Raw genomic sequence first — 14693 nt, 5'->3', positions numbered from 1 at the left:
GGTCCGGCTCACGGGCATGCACAACTGGCGCCCACGTGCTGCACGATCCCATCGTGAGATGCCTGCAAGCCGACTGTGTTCAGTGTTGCTTTCCCGCGCAATCCGGCGCTGAGGAGTTCTCCCGCTCGAGACAAGCGTCATCAGCACCGCCATCTTCCCCTTGGGGCGGCAATGCATGCTGATGGCTAAGCGCGGAAGTCCAGGCGAGCGTCATCGCGGCGACGAGCAGCCGATTGACGGCTTCGATTGTGCGTTCTGCTGCGGACGAGTATTTCATAGCTTCCTCCCGCGCGGCGGATTGCGAACGGCCGAAGCCTAGGACGACCTCTTCAGCGCCACTGTACTCCACTTCACATTCGTACGCGTCAACTCATCGCAGCCCCAGAAGATGCCACTTGCTTTCGCTGCATCCGCAAAGCGAGTAGACGTGCTGCGCGCTCACAACCCCCGAGCAGTTGCGGTCCATCAACGACTCTGAATCAAATGTGATCGCGGCGATGCGAATCGATTGGTCAGCTTTGGGGGCAATCAATGAGCGGAGAAGCCAATTGCATTGTATGCAGCAAGGCAAGAACGGTCGTAGCCGTCTTTCCAATCGCGCGGGGCTACGCCCTGAAGGTGTATGAGTGCTCCTGCTGCCACAGCACCCTGCATCTCGTGACTCGAATGACGGAGGCGGCGCTGATCAAGCAGCACTGCGAGGCCCTGCTTCCTGTCGAGAAACCGCTGAGCTCAACTGGTCACAGGGTTCAACAGCGGTTCGCGAGCTAGACGCGCAAGGCGTCTAGCCGCCTGCAGGTGGAACGACCGCGCGACTGCGCGCAGGTTGTCGCGCCGCTCGAGCGCTCAATTCGGCTTTTGCGTCGGCTTGCCGTCGATCTTGGGCAGGTCGCCGGCGGAGGCCGATTGATCCCCGCCGCCATTGGCTCTTCGGGCCATCTCGACCGTCAGCCGCTCGGCGGCCTCCGGCGACATCAGTCCGAGGATGTCCGACATCTTGCGCGGCGCGATAGCCGAGGCGATCTCGATCAGCACGCCCATCTCGAGCCGGTCGAACACCCGCGCGGCATCCTTGGGCTTCATGCCTTCATACATGGTCACGAGGCCCTTCATGCGCTGGGCTTCGGCGGCCTTCTGCTCGGCCTGCGTCGCGGAGATGCGGGTTTCCACCGCCTTCATCTCCTCGACCTTGTTCTCGATGCGCTTCTCGGCCGATTTCAGCAGGCTCTCGCGGATGTCGATCTCGCGCTGACGGGCCTCGATCTCCTGGCGGCGCGCCTGCAGGCGCTCGAGGATCGCGCGCTCGGAGGCCGAGACCTGCGGCTGGGCTTCCTCGACTTTGACCACGGTGCCCTCGGGCTTGGTCTCGGGCGTGGCCGGCTTGGGCACCTCCTTCGGCGCGCCATGGGTCGAGCCCGTGATGTCGGGGTCCTCACGGCCGGTCGGGAAGTTCAGATTCTCCTGCGCCCAGGACTTCTTGGCCTGGTTCGGCTTGTAGTCGAACACGTAGCCGCCATTGATCACGAGGCCCGCGACCTTGAGCGTGGCAAGACCTGCGACGGCGACCAGAACCACCGGAATGACGCGGATGTTACGAAAGGACTTCATACCCTGACTTTATGCGGCAAGACCGTTGGATCGTCGGCGCTCGGAGAAGGCTTCGGCCGCGGCCGCGACCGCCTTGGCCGACGCGGGCTTGGCTGCGGGCGCGGCGACCGCTTCCTGATTGGCGACGGGGCGCGCGGCGATCGCGATCTTGGACAGGCGCCGCACCACGTTGTCAGCCTCGCCAAGCTGCTTGTAGAGCTGGTCGGACATCTGCGTCGCCGCGGCGAGCTGGCTGCCGAGGTTCTCGTTGACGTCGCGGACGGCGAGCTTCAGCCCGCCGATCGCGCGCTCGGCGATCTCGGTCGCGGTGATCAGCTCGCCGATGACGGCTTTGAGCGAATGCTCGTCCGCCTTCAGCCGCGTCAGGCGCTTGTTGAGCATGACGCAGTAGACGATCGTCAGCATCAGCAGGACAGCCACCAGCGTCTCGATCGCCATTCCCAGGGAGTGGTTCATGGGGCCTCCATCATCTTGTTCTGCTCGTCGACCTTCTCGAACATCGCAAGTGTCGTACTTGGCTTGCGCAAGGGTTTCGTCACGCGGATCGCGACGCGGTCGCCGACCCGCCCCATCCGCCCCTCGGTCAGCGTGACGCTGCCGCAGCGCACGGTCACGTTGGCATCCGCACGCATGTCCAGTGGCAGGGTGTCGCCGACCTTGAGCCGCATCAGCTGCTTGAGCGGGATGTCGGCCTCGTAGAGCACCGCATCGACCGCGATCTCGGCCTGCACGATCTCGGTGGCGAAATGGCCTTCCCAGATCGGATCGCGGCCGAACTTCTCGCCCATGAACATCTGGAGCAGGACGCCCCGGATGGGTTCGATGGTCGCGTAAGGCAGCAGCAGCTCGATATTGCCGCCGCGGTCTTCCATGTCGATGCGCAGGCGCACCAGGATCGCGGCATTGGCGGGACGGCTGATCGCGGCGAAGCGTGGATTGGTCTCGAGCCGGTCGATCGTGAAGGTCACCGGCGAGAGCGGCCGGAACGCCTGCTCGGCGTCGGCAAGCACCACTTCGACCAGCCGCTTGACCAGCTCGGTCTCGATCGTGGTGTAGGGCCGGCCCTCGATGCGGAGCTGGCTGGTGCCGCGGCGGCCGCCGAGCAGCACGTCGATCATCGAGTAGATCAGGTTGGAATCGACCGTCGCCATGCCGAAGTTTTCCCACTCCTCGGCCTTGAACACCGAGAGCACGGCCGGCAGCGGGATCGAGTTCATGTAGTCGCCGAAACGCACCGAGGTGATGCGGTCGAGCGAGACTTCGACGTTGTCGGAGGTGAAATTGCGCAAGGAGGTCGTCAGCAGCCGCACCAGACGGTCGAAGACGATTTCGAGCATCGGCAGACGCTCGTAGGAGACCATCGCCGAATCGATGATCGCGCGGATGCCGGAATGGTCGTCGAGCGTGACGTCGCCAACGGTGAAGCCGAGGAGATTGTCGATCTCCTCCTGCGACAGCACCCGCTCGCCGGAATTCTTGCCGCCGCCGAGATCGCGGCTGCCGTCCTCGACCATGGCCGCCCATTGCAGGGCCATGGTCTCCGATAATTCGTTTTCGGCAGCGGCCTTGGCGGCCTCCGCGGGATCCTCGGAATCGAGCGATGCCTCCCATTGGGCGGCAATCGCATCCTGGTCCATTTGCTCGTTGCCGGCCATGACGCTAGCCCACACCCTTCCGCAGCATCCTCACTGGACCACGACCTCCTTGAACAGCACCGCGCTGACCTGGATCGGCGCGACCGCCGCGTTGACCCGCTTGGTCAGCTCTTCCTTGAGGCGGAAGATGCCGGCGGAGCCGTTGAGGTCGGAGGGACGCAGTTCGCGCACATAGGTCTGGAAGATGTCGGTGACGCGCGGCATCGTCGGCTTGATCGCCTCGATCTGCTTCTCTTCCTTCAGCTCCAGCACGATCTTGAGCCGCAGATATTGCACGCGCTCGCCCGGCGCGCCGGCGAGGTTGACCATCATGTCGGGAACGTCGACGAAGGCCGGGGGCTTGGGCGGCGCCGCCTCGGCATGATGCTCGTCCTCGCCATGGCGGAAGAAGAAGAACCAGGTCGCGGCGCCACCGCCGAGAATGGCAAGCACGGCGACCGCGATGATAATGAGCTTCAGCTTGTTCTTGGGCGGAGCGGATTCTGCGCCGTCGGTGGCTGCGCCGCCTTCCGCTTCATTGTCTGCCATGGCCGATCGAACTCGCTCATCTCATTAGGATCGAAAGAGCGAAGCCTCCTGGCAGACAATGACGCGATACAAATGCCCCAGCGCAATGCGCTCCTCTTACGCGCAAACGCTACGGTAATAATGGTTAACGGAACCTTTCGATCGGGCCTCCGCTAGGAAAAATCTGCCGGGCAAACATGGCTAACAGAACCTTTCTGCCGCCTGCCAGCGTCCTCGAAAAATCGACAACATATTGAAACTTCACATGTTTCAAAGTTGGCACGGCTTTCGCTGAGAGAGGACCGAGACGGAAGGGTTTGGGAGAACCTGACGGTCTCGTTCACGGGTCAGCCCAGGCGCTTGGGAGAGCGAGGTGGCAGATCCACTCAGGGGAGATTTCCGATGCAGAACGCGCTTCTGATCGGCTTGTCGCGGCAGATGACGTTGGAACGGCAGATGGATGTCATCGCCAACAACGTCGCCAATGCCAACACCAACGGCTTCAAGGCCGATCATTCGCTGTTCGAGGAGTACCTCAACTCGAACGCACGTGAGGACAATTTCATCGGCTCCGATCGCCGGGTCTCCTATGTGCAGGACCGCGGCACCTTCCGCGACGTCGGCCAGGGGCCGATGGAGCCGACCAAGAACCCGCTCGACATGGCGATCTCCGGCAACGCGTTCTTCGCGGTGCAGGCCAATGGCGCCGAGCGCTACACCCGCGACGGCAAGTTCACGCTCAGCAGCACCGGCCAGCTCGTCACCTCCGACGGCAACCTCGTGCTCGGCACCGGCGGCCCGATCACCTTCCAGCCGACCGATCACGACATCAACATCGCCCCCGACGGCACCATCACCGTGCTCGAGGGCACCGCCAAGACCGACTCGATCCGCGGCAAGATCCGCATGGTGTCGTTCGACGATCCGGCCAAGCTGGCCAAGCTCGGCGCCAATCTCTACAGCGCGGGATCGGCGACCCAGCAGGCCGACGCCAAGTCCACCGTGCAGCAGGGCTACATCGAGAAGTCGAACGTCAACGCGGTCGGCGAGATGAGCCGCATGGTCGAAGTCATGCGCAGCTACACCGCGATCGCGAACCTGCTCCAGCAGCAGAGCGACCTACACAAATCGGCGATCGAGAAGCTCGCCGACGTTCCGGCCTGATTGAAGGAGAACTGACATGCAAGCGCTCCACACCGCTGCGACCGGAATGGCGGCCCAGGAACTCAACGTCCAGGTGATCTCCAACAACATCGCCAACCTGCGCACCACCGGCTTCAAGAAGCAGACTGCGGCGTTCCAGGACCTGATCTACGAGCACGTCCGCCGCGTCGGCGCACAGGCCTCGGACCAGGGCACCATCGTGCCGGTCGGCGTCGACATCGGCGGCGGTGTCAAGACCGTCGGTACGCCGCGCAGCATGACGCAAGGTACGCTGTCGCAGACCGGCAACGATCTCGACCTCGCGATATCAGGCGAGGGCTTCTTCAAGATCCTGATGCCCGACGGCACCTACCAGTACACCCGCGACGGCACCTTCCAGATGGACAATCAGGGCCGCGTCGTCACCGCACAGGGCAACCCGGTGCAGCCGACGATCACGATCCCGAACAACGCCTCCGGCCTGACCGTCAACGAGCAGGGCCAGGTCTCGGTGACCCTGCCGGGCTCGTCGACCTCGACTATCCAGGGCCAGATCGGCCTGACCCGCTTCATCAACAAGGCCGGGCTCCAGCCGGTCGGCAGCAATCAGTTCACCGAGACGCCCTCCTCCGGTCCGCCCCAGGATGGCACCGCGAACGCCGAAGGCTACGGCAAGATCACGCAAGGAAGCCTTGAGCAGGCCAATGTCGACGTCGTCTCGGAGATGAGCGACCTGATCGCCGCGCAGCGCGCCTACGAGATGAACGCCAAGGTGATCAGCGCCGCCGACCAGATGATGCAATCGACCACGGCGCTGTTCCGCTGAGGTGATGACGATGATCCGCACCACAATCGCCACGATCTCCGCTCTGCTGGTGCTGGCCCTGCCGGCGCAGGCTGCCGACGACGTCATCGCAGCGCCGACGCTGCGCGCCAGCGTCACCGTCACCTCGGACGTGGTGCGGGTCGGCGACCTCATCGACAACGCCGGATCAACCGCGCTGATCCCGGTCTACCGCTCGCCCGACCTCGGCACCACCGGCGCGCTGCCGGTCGCGCAAGTGCTGAGCGTGCTGCGCGCCAAGCAGGTCATCGGCGTGATGACCGGCGACCTCAAGGAGGTGCAGGTCACCCGCCTCGCCCGCACGCTCGCCAACAAGGACCTCGAGACCGCGGTGGCTTCCGCGCTGGAGCGCCGCTTCGGCCTTGGCGAGGCCGCCAACATCACCGTCACCTTCGACCGCGGCGTCTCCGACATGCGGCTGGATGCTTCCAATACCGGCGCGCTGCAGCCGGTCGCAACCCGCTACGACGCCCGCAGCGGCCGTTTCGACGTTGCCTTCGAGGTCAGCAACGACAGCAACCCGACGCCGACCAAGCTGCGCTTCACCGGCACCGCGATCGAGACGGTGGAAGTGGCCGTGCTGACGCGCGACATCGACCGCGCCGACCTCCTCAAATCGTCCGACATCGCGCTGGAGCGCCGGCCCAAGGCCGAAGTCAGCGGCGAGCCCGCCACGCGCGAGCGGACCATCGGCATGCAGCTGCGCCGGCCGATGCGCGCGGGCACGCCGATCCGCGTCGCCGACATCGTCAAGCCCGACTTCGTGCAGCGCGACCAAAGCGTCACCGTGATCTACCAGGTCCCCGGGATCTATCTCACCACCCGCGGCAAGGCGATCGAGAGCGGCGCCGAGGGCGACACCGTCAGCGTCCTCAATCTGCAAACCAAGCGCACCCTGACCGGAACCGTTACCGGCCGCGGCCAGGTGACGGTCCAGGGCGCGAGCCAGTCCGCGCCGATGGCCGCTGCGGTCGAGCAGACCTCCTCGCTTAGGCGCGACGAAGCGCCCGCCCCCGTCAACACCGATGCCCTCGTCCGAAACCTGGTCCAGGCCCCCGCGTCGCCGGCCCAGGTCGCCCAAGCCCAGATCCCGCAAGTTCGCGCCTCGCAAGCTCCAGCCAAGTCAGAGTAAGTCATGTCCTCGTTCAGTTCGGCTTCCCGTCTTCGTCGCATCGCGATCTCTGCCCTACTGCTGGCCTCTTCCGTGCTGGGCGGCTGCTCCTCGATCGACCGCCTGTCGCAGATCGGCGAGCAACCCAAGCTGTCGGCGATCGACAATCCAACGACGCAGCCCGGCTACAAGCCGGTGCAGATGCCGATGCCGAAGCCGGAAGTCGCGTCCTACAATCCGAACTCCTTGTGGCGCAACGGCAGCCGGGCCTTCTTCAAGGACCAGCGCGCGACCCATGTCGGCGACCTCCTGACCGTGACCGTGAACATCACCGACAAGGCCAACCTCTCCAACGAGACCCAGCGCAGCCGCACCAACAAGGAAGATTCCGGCATCACCGATTTCATCGGCGGCAAGACCCTCGGCGTCCAGGCGCAGAAGGTGCTGCCCGGCCGCATCCTCACCGCCGACTCCACCGCTTCCAGCGACGGCAAGGGCAGCGTCAACCGCACGGAAGCCTTGCAGACCAACGTTGCCGCGGTGGTGACCCAGGTGCTGCCGAACGGCAACCTCGTGGTCGAAGGCAAGCAGGAGATCCGCGTCAACTACGAGATCCGCGAGCTCGTGGTCGCCGGCATCGTCCGCCCCGAAGACATCCAGAGCGACAACACCATCGATTCCAGCAAGATCGCGCAGGCCCGCATCGCCTATGGCGGCCGCGGCCAGATCACGGACGTGCAGCAACCGCGCTACGGCCAGCAGGTCATGGACGTGCTGCTGCCCTTCTAGCCTTCTGTAAGAGCTCCCACATCGTGTTCGCGAACCTAGGCGCGAACGACGATGTACGACGCGGCCCTCGCTAGCTCCCCTGGCGAGGGCCGTTTGTATTTTGGCGGTGGTGTTTTGGGGCGCCCAGTCTGCTGTCAGCAATCATGATGAGCGGTAGCGCAAGCCAAGCCCTCGGCTGTCATCCTCCGCGAAGACGGACGATCCAGTACTCCAAGACGTCAGTGCTTAGTCGATACGGCGCAGCGTACTGGATTCCCCGCCTTCGCGGGGAATGACGGAGGAGAATGCATTCTCACGTAAACTCCGCCTCGACCACGCCCAGCCCGTCCAGCTCCATCCGAACCTTGTCGCCGGCCTTCAGCCACAGCGTCTTCACCAGGCTCCCCGTCAGCACGAGCTGTCCCGCATGCAAGCCCTTGCCTTCCGCGGCGAGGTGGTTGGCGAGCCAGGCGAGCGCGTTGTGGGGATGGCCGAGCACGTCGGCGCCGGTGCCGTGGCTGACCTCTTCGCCGTTGACGATGGCGCGGCCCTTGACCGCCTTGAGGTCCGGCACCGACGAGCGCGGCACCGCCTCGCCCAGCACGCAGCCGGCGGCGAAGAAGTCGTCGGCGATCAGCGTCGGCGCGCCCATCGTCTCCCACTTCACATAACGATCGTCGACGATCTCGATCGCGGGATGATAGGCCTCGACGGCCTCGCCGACCCATTCGGCCGTGAACGGTGCCTCGCCGGCGGCGAGATTGCGCTTGAACCGCACCGCGATCTCGCATTCGACGCCGACGCGGACGTAGTCGGAGGCCGCGAGCTTCGCGCCGCTCTCATGCACGCCCTTCTGGAACACGCCGCCGCCGCAGGGGTGCGGGATGCCGATATAGTCCTGCATCACCTGGCTGGTGCAGCCGATCTTGTAGCCGACCAGTGGCCCGACATGCGGCAGCAAGAGATCATGCAGCGCGCGCTGGACCAGGTAACCCTCGGCCTCATCTGCGGGAGGACGCTCCAGCGCCGCGAGCGGCGCATGGTTGCGGCGCGCCAGCGCGATCGCCTTTGCGGCTTCGAGAATCTTGTCCATCGGCGCCGCCTCCCACGCTACCCAATCGAGGGCGGCACTTCAGCATCCCCGCCCCGGCGTGACAAGCGCGGGTGGCGCGTGCCCTCACCCCTTGAGCAGGCCGAGCCGGACCAGGCTCTCGGCCGTCGCGAGGATCGCCTCGACATTGGAACGGGGCTCCCAGCCGAGCAGCGACGTCGCCTTGGCGCTGGTGGAATGCCGCACCTTGCCGAGCATCGGCACGACCGCGCGCAACAAAGGAATCCGGGTCGCGGCCAGCCGCACCAGCCAGTCCGGGGCTTGGAGCCGCGGAACGCGGCGCGCCCGCGGTCCGAGTTCCCGCCGCAGCACCTTGGCGATGTCGAGGATCGACATCGTCTCGCCGGAGACCGCGATGAAGCGCTCGCCTTTCGCCTCGGGCGCGGTCATCGCCCGCAAATGCAGGTCGCCGACGTCGCGCACGTCGACCACACCGAAATAGACCCGCGGCACCGCCGGCATGGCGCCGTCGAGCAGCGATTTGACGATCTCGATCGAGCCGGAGAAGTCCGGCCCCAGCACGGGTCCGAAAATGCCGGCGGGATTGACCACCGATAATTCGAGTCCGCCGCCCTCGCGCGCGATGAAATCCCAGGCCGCCCGCTCGGCCAGCGTCTTGGATTTCGGGTACGGCTGCAGATCCGCGCCATCGAGGTTGGTCCAGTCGGTCTCATTAAATGGCTTGTCCCGTGGCGGGTGGCCGTAGCCGATCGCAGCGACTGAGGAGGTGATGACGACCCGTTTGACACCGGCATCGCGTGCGGCGCGCAGCACCCGCAGCGTGCCGTCGCGCGCCGGGATGATCATGTCGTTCTCGTCCTTGGGCACGCTGGTTGACAGCGGCGAAGCGACATGGAGCACGTAATCGCAGCCGGCGACGGCCTCGCGCCAGCCTTCGTCCGCGGTGAGGTCGGCGGTGAAGAAGGACAGGCTTTCCGGCGCAGCCGCCCCGCCCTCGCGCAGCATCGCCAGCACATCATCCCGCCGGTCCGGCCGGCGCACCGTAGTTCGCACCGTATGGCCGGCGGCCAGAAGTTGCAGGACGACATGGATGCCGAGGAAGCCCGACCCGCCGGTGACCAGAACAGTGCTCATTGCCAATTCCCTCGTGTTGGCGGGCCGGCAAATTGTCCCGCCACCCTGCTCAAAGCCGCATCTGGTCACTATCTCCCGGCGAACAAGTAGAATGGATTTCGAGACCGGTATGGAAAACCTGACCAATGTCTGCGACGACGACTGCGATTGCAGCCCGGACCCTGCCCTGCTCGCCGACTTCAAGCGCGCCATCCACGCGCTCGGCGGCAAGTGGAAACTGGAGATCCTGTTCGCGCTGATGAACGGCGCGGTCCGTTTCGGCACGTTGCGGCGGTCGATCGGCGGCATCACCCAGCACATGCTGACCGCGCAGCTGCGCGAGCTCGCGCAGGATCGACTGGTGTCGCGCACCGTCTTCGCGGAGAAGCCACTGCGGGTCGAGCACGAGCTGACGGAGCGGCTTACGGCCTGTTGCCGCCGTTTAAGGAAATATTGAGCTGGTCGAGGCTTTATGGAGATGCGCGCCTTGCGGCGTCGCGACAAATCTGATTGCAACGATGCTTGGTGCAGCTGGATCGCCGTCGCAACATGCGAGTCGATCTCGTTGATGCGACTCGCAAAATCTCCACCACCTCAAGTGAAGGCTGTTTCTCATCCGAATTCACGTGAGCTCGGAGGAATGGACTCTAGCCCATTGATCGCGATTCACTTTTCGCGATTGCGCTCGCCCGTTGATGCGCGCGGGCGCAGGCGACAGGCAAAACGCAAGTCGCGGCGCGAAACGGCGCCCTGCATCCCAAAAACAAAGAGCCGCAACTCTGCGGCCCGGGCTCTATTCGTCGCGGTACACCTTCTCGCGTTTCTCGTGGCGCTCCTGCGCTTCCACCGAGAGCGTCGCGATGGGCCGTGCTTCGAGCCGCTTCAGAGAGATCGGCTCGCCGGTTTCCTCGCAATAGCCGTAGGTGTTGTCCTCGATGCGCTGGAGCGCGGCGTCGATCTTGGCGATCAACTTGCGCTGGCGGTCGCGGGCGCGGAGTTCGATGGCGCGGTCGGTTTCGGACGAGGCCCGATCGGCAAGATCGGGGTGGTTCACGTTCTCCTCCTGCAAGGCTTGCAGGGTGAGCTTGGACTCTTTGAGGATCTCATCCTTCCAGGCCAGGAGCTTCAAACGGAAGTACTCCTTCTGCCGGTCGTTCATGAAAGGCTCTTTTTCGGTCGGTCGGTAGTTTTTCAACTTTTCCAAGGGCGGCCCATCTGTCTAAGCAACGACTCGCTGAACGGAACGGGGTCCGTTGAGCGGGGCCTTATATAGCGGCCTCCTGTGACAGACAATGTTTCCCTGACCGCCCGGCTGGCGCCCCCAAGCCCTTGCACAGGAAGGTTTATCCTGCAGGACCTGGGGCCGAAAGCCTAGTAGCCGACCGTGAAGCGCTGCCTCGGATGGGCTGGGCGCTCGATCTCATCGGCGAGCGCAATGGCGTAGTCCGCGAAGCTGATCCAGCTCTTGCCGTTCGCATCTGCGAGAAGCTGATCGGTCCCAAGCCGGAACTTGCCGGTCCGCTCGCCCTCGACGAACAGCGCCGACGGCGAAATGAAGGTCCAGTTCAGGTCCTTCTCCTGCCGAAGCAGCTCCAGGAAGACGGAACCTTTTTCGGCTTCCGCCTTGTACTGGGCAGGAAAACCGGGAGTTGTGACCAGCTTCACTCCCGGGGCAACCTCCAGGCTGCCGGCGCCGCCGACGACGAGATAACGGGCCACGCCGGAGTCCTTCGCCGCACCGATTAACTTAAGCGGGTCGCTGGCCAGGAAGTGCACGGAACTCACAGCGACGTCGTGCCCGCCCCACAGGCTGGCAAGGCCGGCCTGGTCGAGCACATCCCCCCTGGTGGGTGTGACATTCGGCAGGGCCGCAATCTTCTCGGGATGGCGGGCAATGGCGGTCACGCTGTGGCCGCGGCGGGACAGTTCCTTGGTGACCTCCGACCCGGCACGGCCCGAGGCGCCGGCGATTGCGATTTTCATGGAAGGCTTCCTTTGCTTCTATAGTAACCAATCGTTACCAGATATCGCAAAGAATGCTGGTGTTAAGAGAGCACTTTGTGCTTACCTGATTACGCGGGAGTAACTGGCGCGACGAGCGCAACCTGAATCGATCTTGAGGACGATCAACAATGAAGCCAGACGTCTATGCTGCGAACTGCCCCACGCGCCAGATCCTCGACCGCGTCGGCGACAAATGGGCCGTGCTGATCCTGTTGCTGCTGCGCGAGGAGGCGATGCGCTTCAATCAGTTACGCCGCACGATTGAAGGCATTTCGCAGAAGATGCTGAGCCAGGTTCTGAAATCGCTCGAACGCGACGGCCTGATCAAACGCCGCGCCATCGCAACCGTGCCGGTGACCGTGGAGTATTCGATCACGCAGCTCGGCGTCACGCTCGCCGCCGCCGTCGATCCCTTGCGCGATTGGGCCGAGCAGAATCTGAAAGACGTGCTCGCCGCCCAGCGTCGTTACGACGCGCAGCAGAAGGACGAAGCGGCGTAACGAAGAGCACTGGCTGTTGGCTTGCTGCTGCAAACTCCGCTGTCATGCCCCGGCTTGGCCGGGGCATCCAGTACGCCGCGGCCTCTCGATTTAAAACAGCTGTCTCTGGAATACAGGGTCGTCCGGTCAAGCCGGACGACGACAGCTTGGTGGGCCGGACTACGCCAGCCCGGCCTTCGCCAGCTCGACTTCGACGCGCAGCTCGATCTCGGACAGCACGGCATCGAGGCCGGGATCGCCGGAGGACGACTTCAGGTTCGCTGCGGCATCGCGCAGCCGCATCACGGTCGAGGCGTCGAGATTGCCGGACAAGAGGCCCATCTTGAGATCGTCGAGCACATCGAGCGCGGTCTTGCCGCGGGCGACCGAGCGCCTGCGGCGCTCGACGGGATTCTCTTCGATGCCTTGCAGCGCGAGCAGTCCGTCGATGTTGGCGGTGGCCTTCGGCGCCGCAGCGCTCCGCGTCTCCTGCGCCGACGAGGTGTCGGGCAGCACGAAGGTGCCGGAGCTCGTCCGCCTGGCCTGGCTGGCCGGCGTTCCAAGCGTGGTGCCGTTCGGTCCGTAGATGCGCATCGGAAACAATCCGGGTGATCGATGCGCCACATTCGCCGTTTTATGGTTAACGGGCCGTAAACAGCCCGGCAAAATCTGCCGACAGGCGGCAGTTTCGCTCCTCAGGGACAACGGCCGCTGACACCGGTCGAAACAGATTTATTCAACCTATTCAGCGATCTGGCCCTGCTACCCAGCGTTGGCACAGCCCTCGCAAGGAAAGCGTCGGACCAGCTCGTCATGGGAGTGTCGAATTTGGTCCGAGATTTTAAAGGAGGCTTTTGAGAAGCCTTGGGGAGCAGAGGATGCCAGGCGTTCGTTGGGTGAGGATTGTTGGGGTGGCCTGTGCCGCGCTGTCAGCGCTGGCGCTCTCGGTCACGTCTGCAAGCGCGACCTCGCGCATCAAGGACCTCGCCAATATCGAAGGCGTGCGGCAGAACCAGCTCATCGGCTACGGTCTCGTCGTCGGCCTCAACGGCACCGGCGACACGCTCAACAACATCCCCTTCACGAAGCAGTCGCTGCAAGCGATGCTCGAGCGCATGGGCGTCAATATCCGCGGCGCCACTATCCGCACCGGCAACGTCGCCGCCGTGATGGTGACGGGCAACCTGCCAGCCTTCGCCACCCAGGGCACCCGCATGGACGTCACCGTCTCCGCGCTCGGCGATGCCAAGGATCTGCGCGGCGGCACCCTGCTCGTCACTCCCCTGCTCGGCGCGGATGGCAACGTCTATGCGGTGGCCCAGGGCTCGCTCGCGATCTCCGGCTTCCAGGCCGAGGGGGAAGCTGCGAAAATCGTCCGCGGCGTGCCGACGGTCGGCCGCATCGCCAACGGCGCCATCATCGAGCGCGAGATCGAGTTCGCGCTGAACCGCTTGCCGAACGTGCGTCTGGCGCTGCGCAATGCCGACTTCACCACCGCCAAGCGGATCGCGGCCGCGATCAACGACTATCTCGGCGTCAAGACCGCCGAGCCGATCGATCCCTCGACGGTGCAGCTTGCGATCCCGCCGGAATTCAAGGGCAACGTCGTCGCCTTTCTCACCGAGATCGAGCAGCTCCAGGTCGATCCTGACCTCGCCGCCAAGATCGTCATCGACGAACGCAGCGGCATCATCGTGATGGGCCGCGACGTCCGCGTCGCCACCGTCGCGGTGGCGCAGGGCAACCTCACCGTCACCATCTCCGAGAGCCCGCAGGTCAGCCAGCCGAACCCGCTGTCGCGCGGTCGCACCGTGGTCGCCCCGCGCAGCAGCGTCAGCGTCAGCGAGGACGGCAAGAAGCTCGCCCTCGTCAAGGACGGCGTCTCGCTGCAGCAGCTCGTCGACGGCCTCAACGGCCTCGGCATCGGCCCGCGCGACCTCATCAGCATCCTCCAGGCGATCAAGGCCGCCGGCGCGATCGAAGCTGACATCGAGGTGATGTGATGCAGACCGGCACGATCAACACCTCGCGCGCCCCCGCCGCCGCTCTGTCGAACCCCGCCTTCTCGGTCGAGAGCCGCAACGGCCGGCCTGACTTCGAGCTCGCCGCAGCGCTGCAAAAGGTCTCGCCGCAGCAGCAGTCCAAGGCGCAGAAGACCGCCACCGATTTCGAGGCGATGTTTCTCAACAGCATGTTCTCGCAGATGACATCTAGCCTGAAGGGCGAAGGCCCGTTCGGCGATACGCCAGGCACCGGCGTGTGGCGCTCGATGCTGACCGAGCAATATTCCAAGAACTTCGCCAAGGCCGGCGGCGTCGGCGTCGCCACCGAAGTCTACCGCACCCTGATCATGCAGCAGGCCAAAACCATCCGCACGGCATAAGGTCAA

17 protein-coding genes and 1 pseudogene are annotated in these 14693 nt (G+C 64.7%); 8 read left to right on the top strand and 10 right to left on the bottom strand.

The features are described from left to right. Nucleotides 1-79: 79 nt before the first annotated feature. The 5 genes from JJB99_RS14565 to fliL form a co-directional block, all read right to left on the bottom strand. Nucleotides 80-277 carry a hypothetical protein gene (locus tag JJB99_RS14565; RefSeq protein WP_200499401.1) on the bottom strand — a complete coding sequence of 66 codons (198 nt, stop codon included), beginning with the start codon at nt 275-277 and terminating at the stop codon, nt 80-82. A 569-nt stretch (nt 278-846) separates the two neighbouring features. After that, nucleotides 847-1608 (bottom strand): MotE family protein, encoded by a 762-nt coding sequence (locus tag JJB99_RS14560; RefSeq protein WP_200499400.1) that lies wholly within the window; start codon nt 1606-1608, stop codon nt 847-849. A 9-nt stretch (nt 1609-1617) separates the two neighbouring features. Continuing rightward, on the bottom strand, nt 1618-2064 hold the full coding sequence (locus JJB99_RS14555) for a DUF6468 domain-containing protein (protein WP_200499399.1): 447 nt from the start codon (nt 2062-2064) through the stop codon (nt 1618-1620). Beyond that, a complete protein-coding gene (fliM, locus tag JJB99_RS14550) occupies nt 2061-3263 on the bottom strand; it encodes a flagellar motor switch protein FliM (protein WP_200499398.1) in 1203 nt (400 codons plus the stop codon). Before fliM ends, JJB99_RS14555 begins: the two co-directional genes overlap by 4 nt. Before the next feature lie 30 nt (nt 3264-3293). Next, nucleotides 3294-3791 carry a flagellar basal body-associated protein FliL gene (gene fliL, locus JJB99_RS14545; RefSeq protein ID WP_200499397.1) on the bottom strand — a complete coding sequence of 166 codons (498 nt, stop codon included), beginning with the start codon at nt 3789-3791 and terminating at the stop codon, nt 3294-3296. Between the two features lie 381 nt (nt 3792-4172). Between fliL and flgF the strand changes: the two genes are divergently transcribed. Genes flgF through flgH form a run of 4 tightly spaced genes read left to right on the top strand, consistent with a single transcriptional unit; the run spans nt 4173 to nt 7657 of the window. Continuing rightward, nucleotides 4173-4934, top strand: a complete 762-nt coding sequence (gene flgF, locus JJB99_RS14540; RefSeq protein ID WP_200499396.1) for a flagellar basal-body rod protein FlgF — start codon at nt 4173-4175, stop codon at nt 4932-4934. Nucleotides 4935-4950: 16 nt separating this feature from the next. Next, nucleotides 4951-5739 carry a flagellar basal-body rod protein FlgG gene (gene flgG, locus JJB99_RS14535; protein ID WP_200499395.1) on the top strand — a complete coding sequence of 263 codons (789 nt, stop codon included), beginning with the start codon at nt 4951-4953 and terminating at the stop codon, nt 5737-5739. A gap of 10 nt (nt 5740-5749) precedes the next feature. Beyond that, nucleotides 5750-6889, top strand: a complete 1140-nt coding sequence (gene flgA, locus JJB99_RS14530) for a flagellar basal body P-ring formation chaperone FlgA (RefSeq protein WP_200499394.1) — start codon at nt 5750-5752, stop codon at nt 6887-6889. A 3-nt stretch (nt 6890-6892) separates the two neighbouring features. Next, nucleotides 6893-7657, top strand: coding sequence for a flagellar basal body L-ring protein FlgH (flgH, locus tag JJB99_RS14525; RefSeq protein ID WP_200499393.1), 765 nt, complete (start codon nt 6893-6895; stop codon nt 7655-7657). A gap of 292 nt (nt 7658-7949) precedes the next feature. On the opposite strand, the gene JJB99_RS14520 is transcribed toward flgH, so the two are convergent. After that, on the bottom strand, nt 7950-8729 hold the full coding sequence (locus tag JJB99_RS14520) for a 2-keto-4-pentenoate hydratase (RefSeq protein WP_200499392.1): 780 nt from the start codon (nt 8727-8729) through the stop codon (nt 7950-7952). 84 nt (nt 8730-8813) lie between these two features. Next, the gene (locus JJB99_RS14515) at nt 8814-9842 is read right to left on the bottom strand and encodes an SDR family oxidoreductase (RefSeq protein ID WP_200499391.1); all 1029 of its coding nucleotides are present in this window, start codon (nt 9840-9842) and stop codon (nt 8814-8816) included. 91 nt (nt 9843-9933) lie between these two features. Between JJB99_RS14515 and JJB99_RS14510 the strand changes: the two are divergent. Next, nucleotides 9934-10331, top strand: a pseudogene (locus JJB99_RS14510) (winged helix-turn-helix transcriptional regulator). 283 nt (nt 10332-10614) lie between these two features. Here the strand turns inward: JJB99_RS14510 and dksA are convergent. Next, nucleotides 10615-10980 (bottom strand): RNA polymerase-binding protein DksA, encoded by a 366-nt coding sequence (gene dksA / locus JJB99_RS14505; protein WP_085966600.1) that lies wholly within the window; start codon nt 10978-10980, stop codon nt 10615-10617. A gap of 212 nt (nt 10981-11192) precedes the next feature. Further along, nucleotides 11193-11804, bottom strand: a complete 612-nt coding sequence (locus JJB99_RS14500) for an NAD(P)-dependent oxidoreductase (RefSeq protein ID WP_200499390.1) — start codon at nt 11802-11804, stop codon at nt 11193-11195. Nucleotides 11805-11953: 149 nt separating this feature from the next. On the opposite strand from JJB99_RS14500, the gene JJB99_RS14495 reads away from it, so the two are divergent. Then, on the top strand, nt 11954-12325 hold the full coding sequence (locus JJB99_RS14495) for a winged helix-turn-helix transcriptional regulator (protein WP_200499389.1): 372 nt from the start codon (nt 11954-11956) through the stop codon (nt 12323-12325). A 159-nt stretch (nt 12326-12484) separates the two neighbouring features. Here the strand turns inward: JJB99_RS14495 and JJB99_RS14490 are convergent, their stop codons facing one another. Then, nucleotides 12485-12898, bottom strand: coding sequence for a flagellar assembly protein FliX (locus JJB99_RS14490; protein WP_200499388.1), 414 nt, complete (start codon nt 12896-12898; stop codon nt 12485-12487). Nucleotides 12899-13182: 284 nt separating this feature from the next. Between JJB99_RS14490 and JJB99_RS14485 the strand changes: the two genes are divergently transcribed. Both JJB99_RS14485 and flgJ read left to right on the top strand, forming a co-directional pair. Next, entirely contained in the window at nt 13183-14307 is a 1125-nt protein-coding gene (locus tag JJB99_RS14485) for a flagellar basal body P-ring protein FlgI (RefSeq protein WP_200499387.1), read from the top strand. After that, the gene (gene flgJ / locus JJB99_RS14480) at nt 14307-14687 is read left to right on the top strand and encodes a flagellar assembly peptidoglycan hydrolase FlgJ (protein WP_200499386.1); all 381 of its coding nucleotides are present in this window, start codon (nt 14307-14309) and stop codon (nt 14685-14687) included. The genes JJB99_RS14485 and flgJ overlap by 1 nt, the downstream gene beginning before the upstream one ends. Nucleotides 14688-14693: the final 6 nt, after the last annotated feature.

The organism is Bradyrhizobium diazoefficiens (assembly GCF_016616235.1).
Taxonomy (GTDB): domain Bacteria; phylum Pseudomonadota; class Alphaproteobacteria; order Rhizobiales; family Xanthobacteraceae; genus Bradyrhizobium; species Bradyrhizobium diazoefficiens_H.
Note: the sequence above shows the minus strand (reverse complement) of the source record. Positions and strands in the feature narration are given on the sequence as shown.

What these genes read in the sequence shown, in the direction of transcription:
- JJB99_RS14565 (WP_200499401.1), bottom strand. Translation starts at nt 277, where the DNA reads ATGAAATACTCGTCCGCAGCAGAACGCACAATCGAAGCCGTCAATCGG.
- JJB99_RS14560 (WP_200499400.1), bottom strand. Translation starts at nt 1,608, where the DNA reads ATGAAGTCCTTTCGTAACATCCGCGTCATTCCGGTGGTTCTGGTCGCC.
- JJB99_RS14555 (WP_200499399.1), bottom strand. Translation starts at nt 2,064, where the DNA reads ATGAACCACTCCCTGGGAATGGCGATCGAGACGCTGGTGGCTGTCCTG.
- fliM (WP_200499398.1), bottom strand. Translation starts at nt 3,263, where the DNA reads ATGGCCGGCAACGAGCAAATGGACCAGGATGCGATTGCCGCCCAATGG.
- fliL (WP_200499397.1), bottom strand. Translation starts at nt 3,791, where the DNA reads ATGGCAGACAATGAAGCGGAAGGCGGCGCAGCCACCGACGGCGCAGAA.
- flgF (WP_200499396.1), top strand. Translation starts at nt 4,173, where the DNA reads ATGCAGAACGCGCTTCTGATCGGCTTGTCGCGGCAGATGACGTTGGAA.
- flgG (WP_200499395.1), top strand. Translation starts at nt 4,951, where the DNA reads ATGCAAGCGCTCCACACCGCTGCGACCGGAATGGCGGCCCAGGAACTC.
- flgA (WP_200499394.1), top strand. Translation starts at nt 5,750, where the DNA reads ATGATCCGCACCACAATCGCCACGATCTCCGCTCTGCTGGTGCTGGCC.
- flgH (WP_200499393.1), top strand. Translation starts at nt 6,893, where the DNA reads ATGTCCTCGTTCAGTTCGGCTTCCCGTCTTCGTCGCATCGCGATCTCT.
- JJB99_RS14520 (WP_200499392.1), bottom strand. Translation starts at nt 8,729, where the DNA reads ATGGACAAGATTCTCGAAGCCGCAAAGGCGATCGCGCTGGCGCGCCGC.
- JJB99_RS14515 (WP_200499391.1), bottom strand. Translation starts at nt 9,842, where the DNA reads ATGAGCACTGTTCTGGTCACCGGCGGGTCGGGCTTCCTCGGCATCCAT.
- dksA (WP_085966600.1), bottom strand. Translation starts at nt 10,980, where the DNA reads ATGAACGACCGGCAGAAGGAGTACTTCCGTTTGAAGCTCCTGGCCTGG.
- JJB99_RS14500 (WP_200499390.1), bottom strand. Translation starts at nt 11,804, where the DNA reads ATGAAAATCGCAATCGCCGGCGCCTCGGGCCGTGCCGGGTCGGAGGTC.
- JJB99_RS14495 (WP_200499389.1), top strand. Translation starts at nt 11,954, where the DNA reads ATGAAGCCAGACGTCTATGCTGCGAACTGCCCCACGCGCCAGATCCTC.
- JJB99_RS14490 (WP_200499388.1), bottom strand. Translation starts at nt 12,898, where the DNA reads ATGCGCATCTACGGACCGAACGGCACCACGCTTGGAACGCCGGCCAGC.
- JJB99_RS14485 (WP_200499387.1), top strand. Translation starts at nt 13,183, where the DNA reads ATGCCAGGCGTTCGTTGGGTGAGGATTGTTGGGGTGGCCTGTGCCGCG.
- flgJ (WP_200499386.1), top strand. Translation starts at nt 14,307, where the DNA reads ATGCAGACCGGCACGATCAACACCTCGCGCGCCCCCGCCGCCGCTCTG.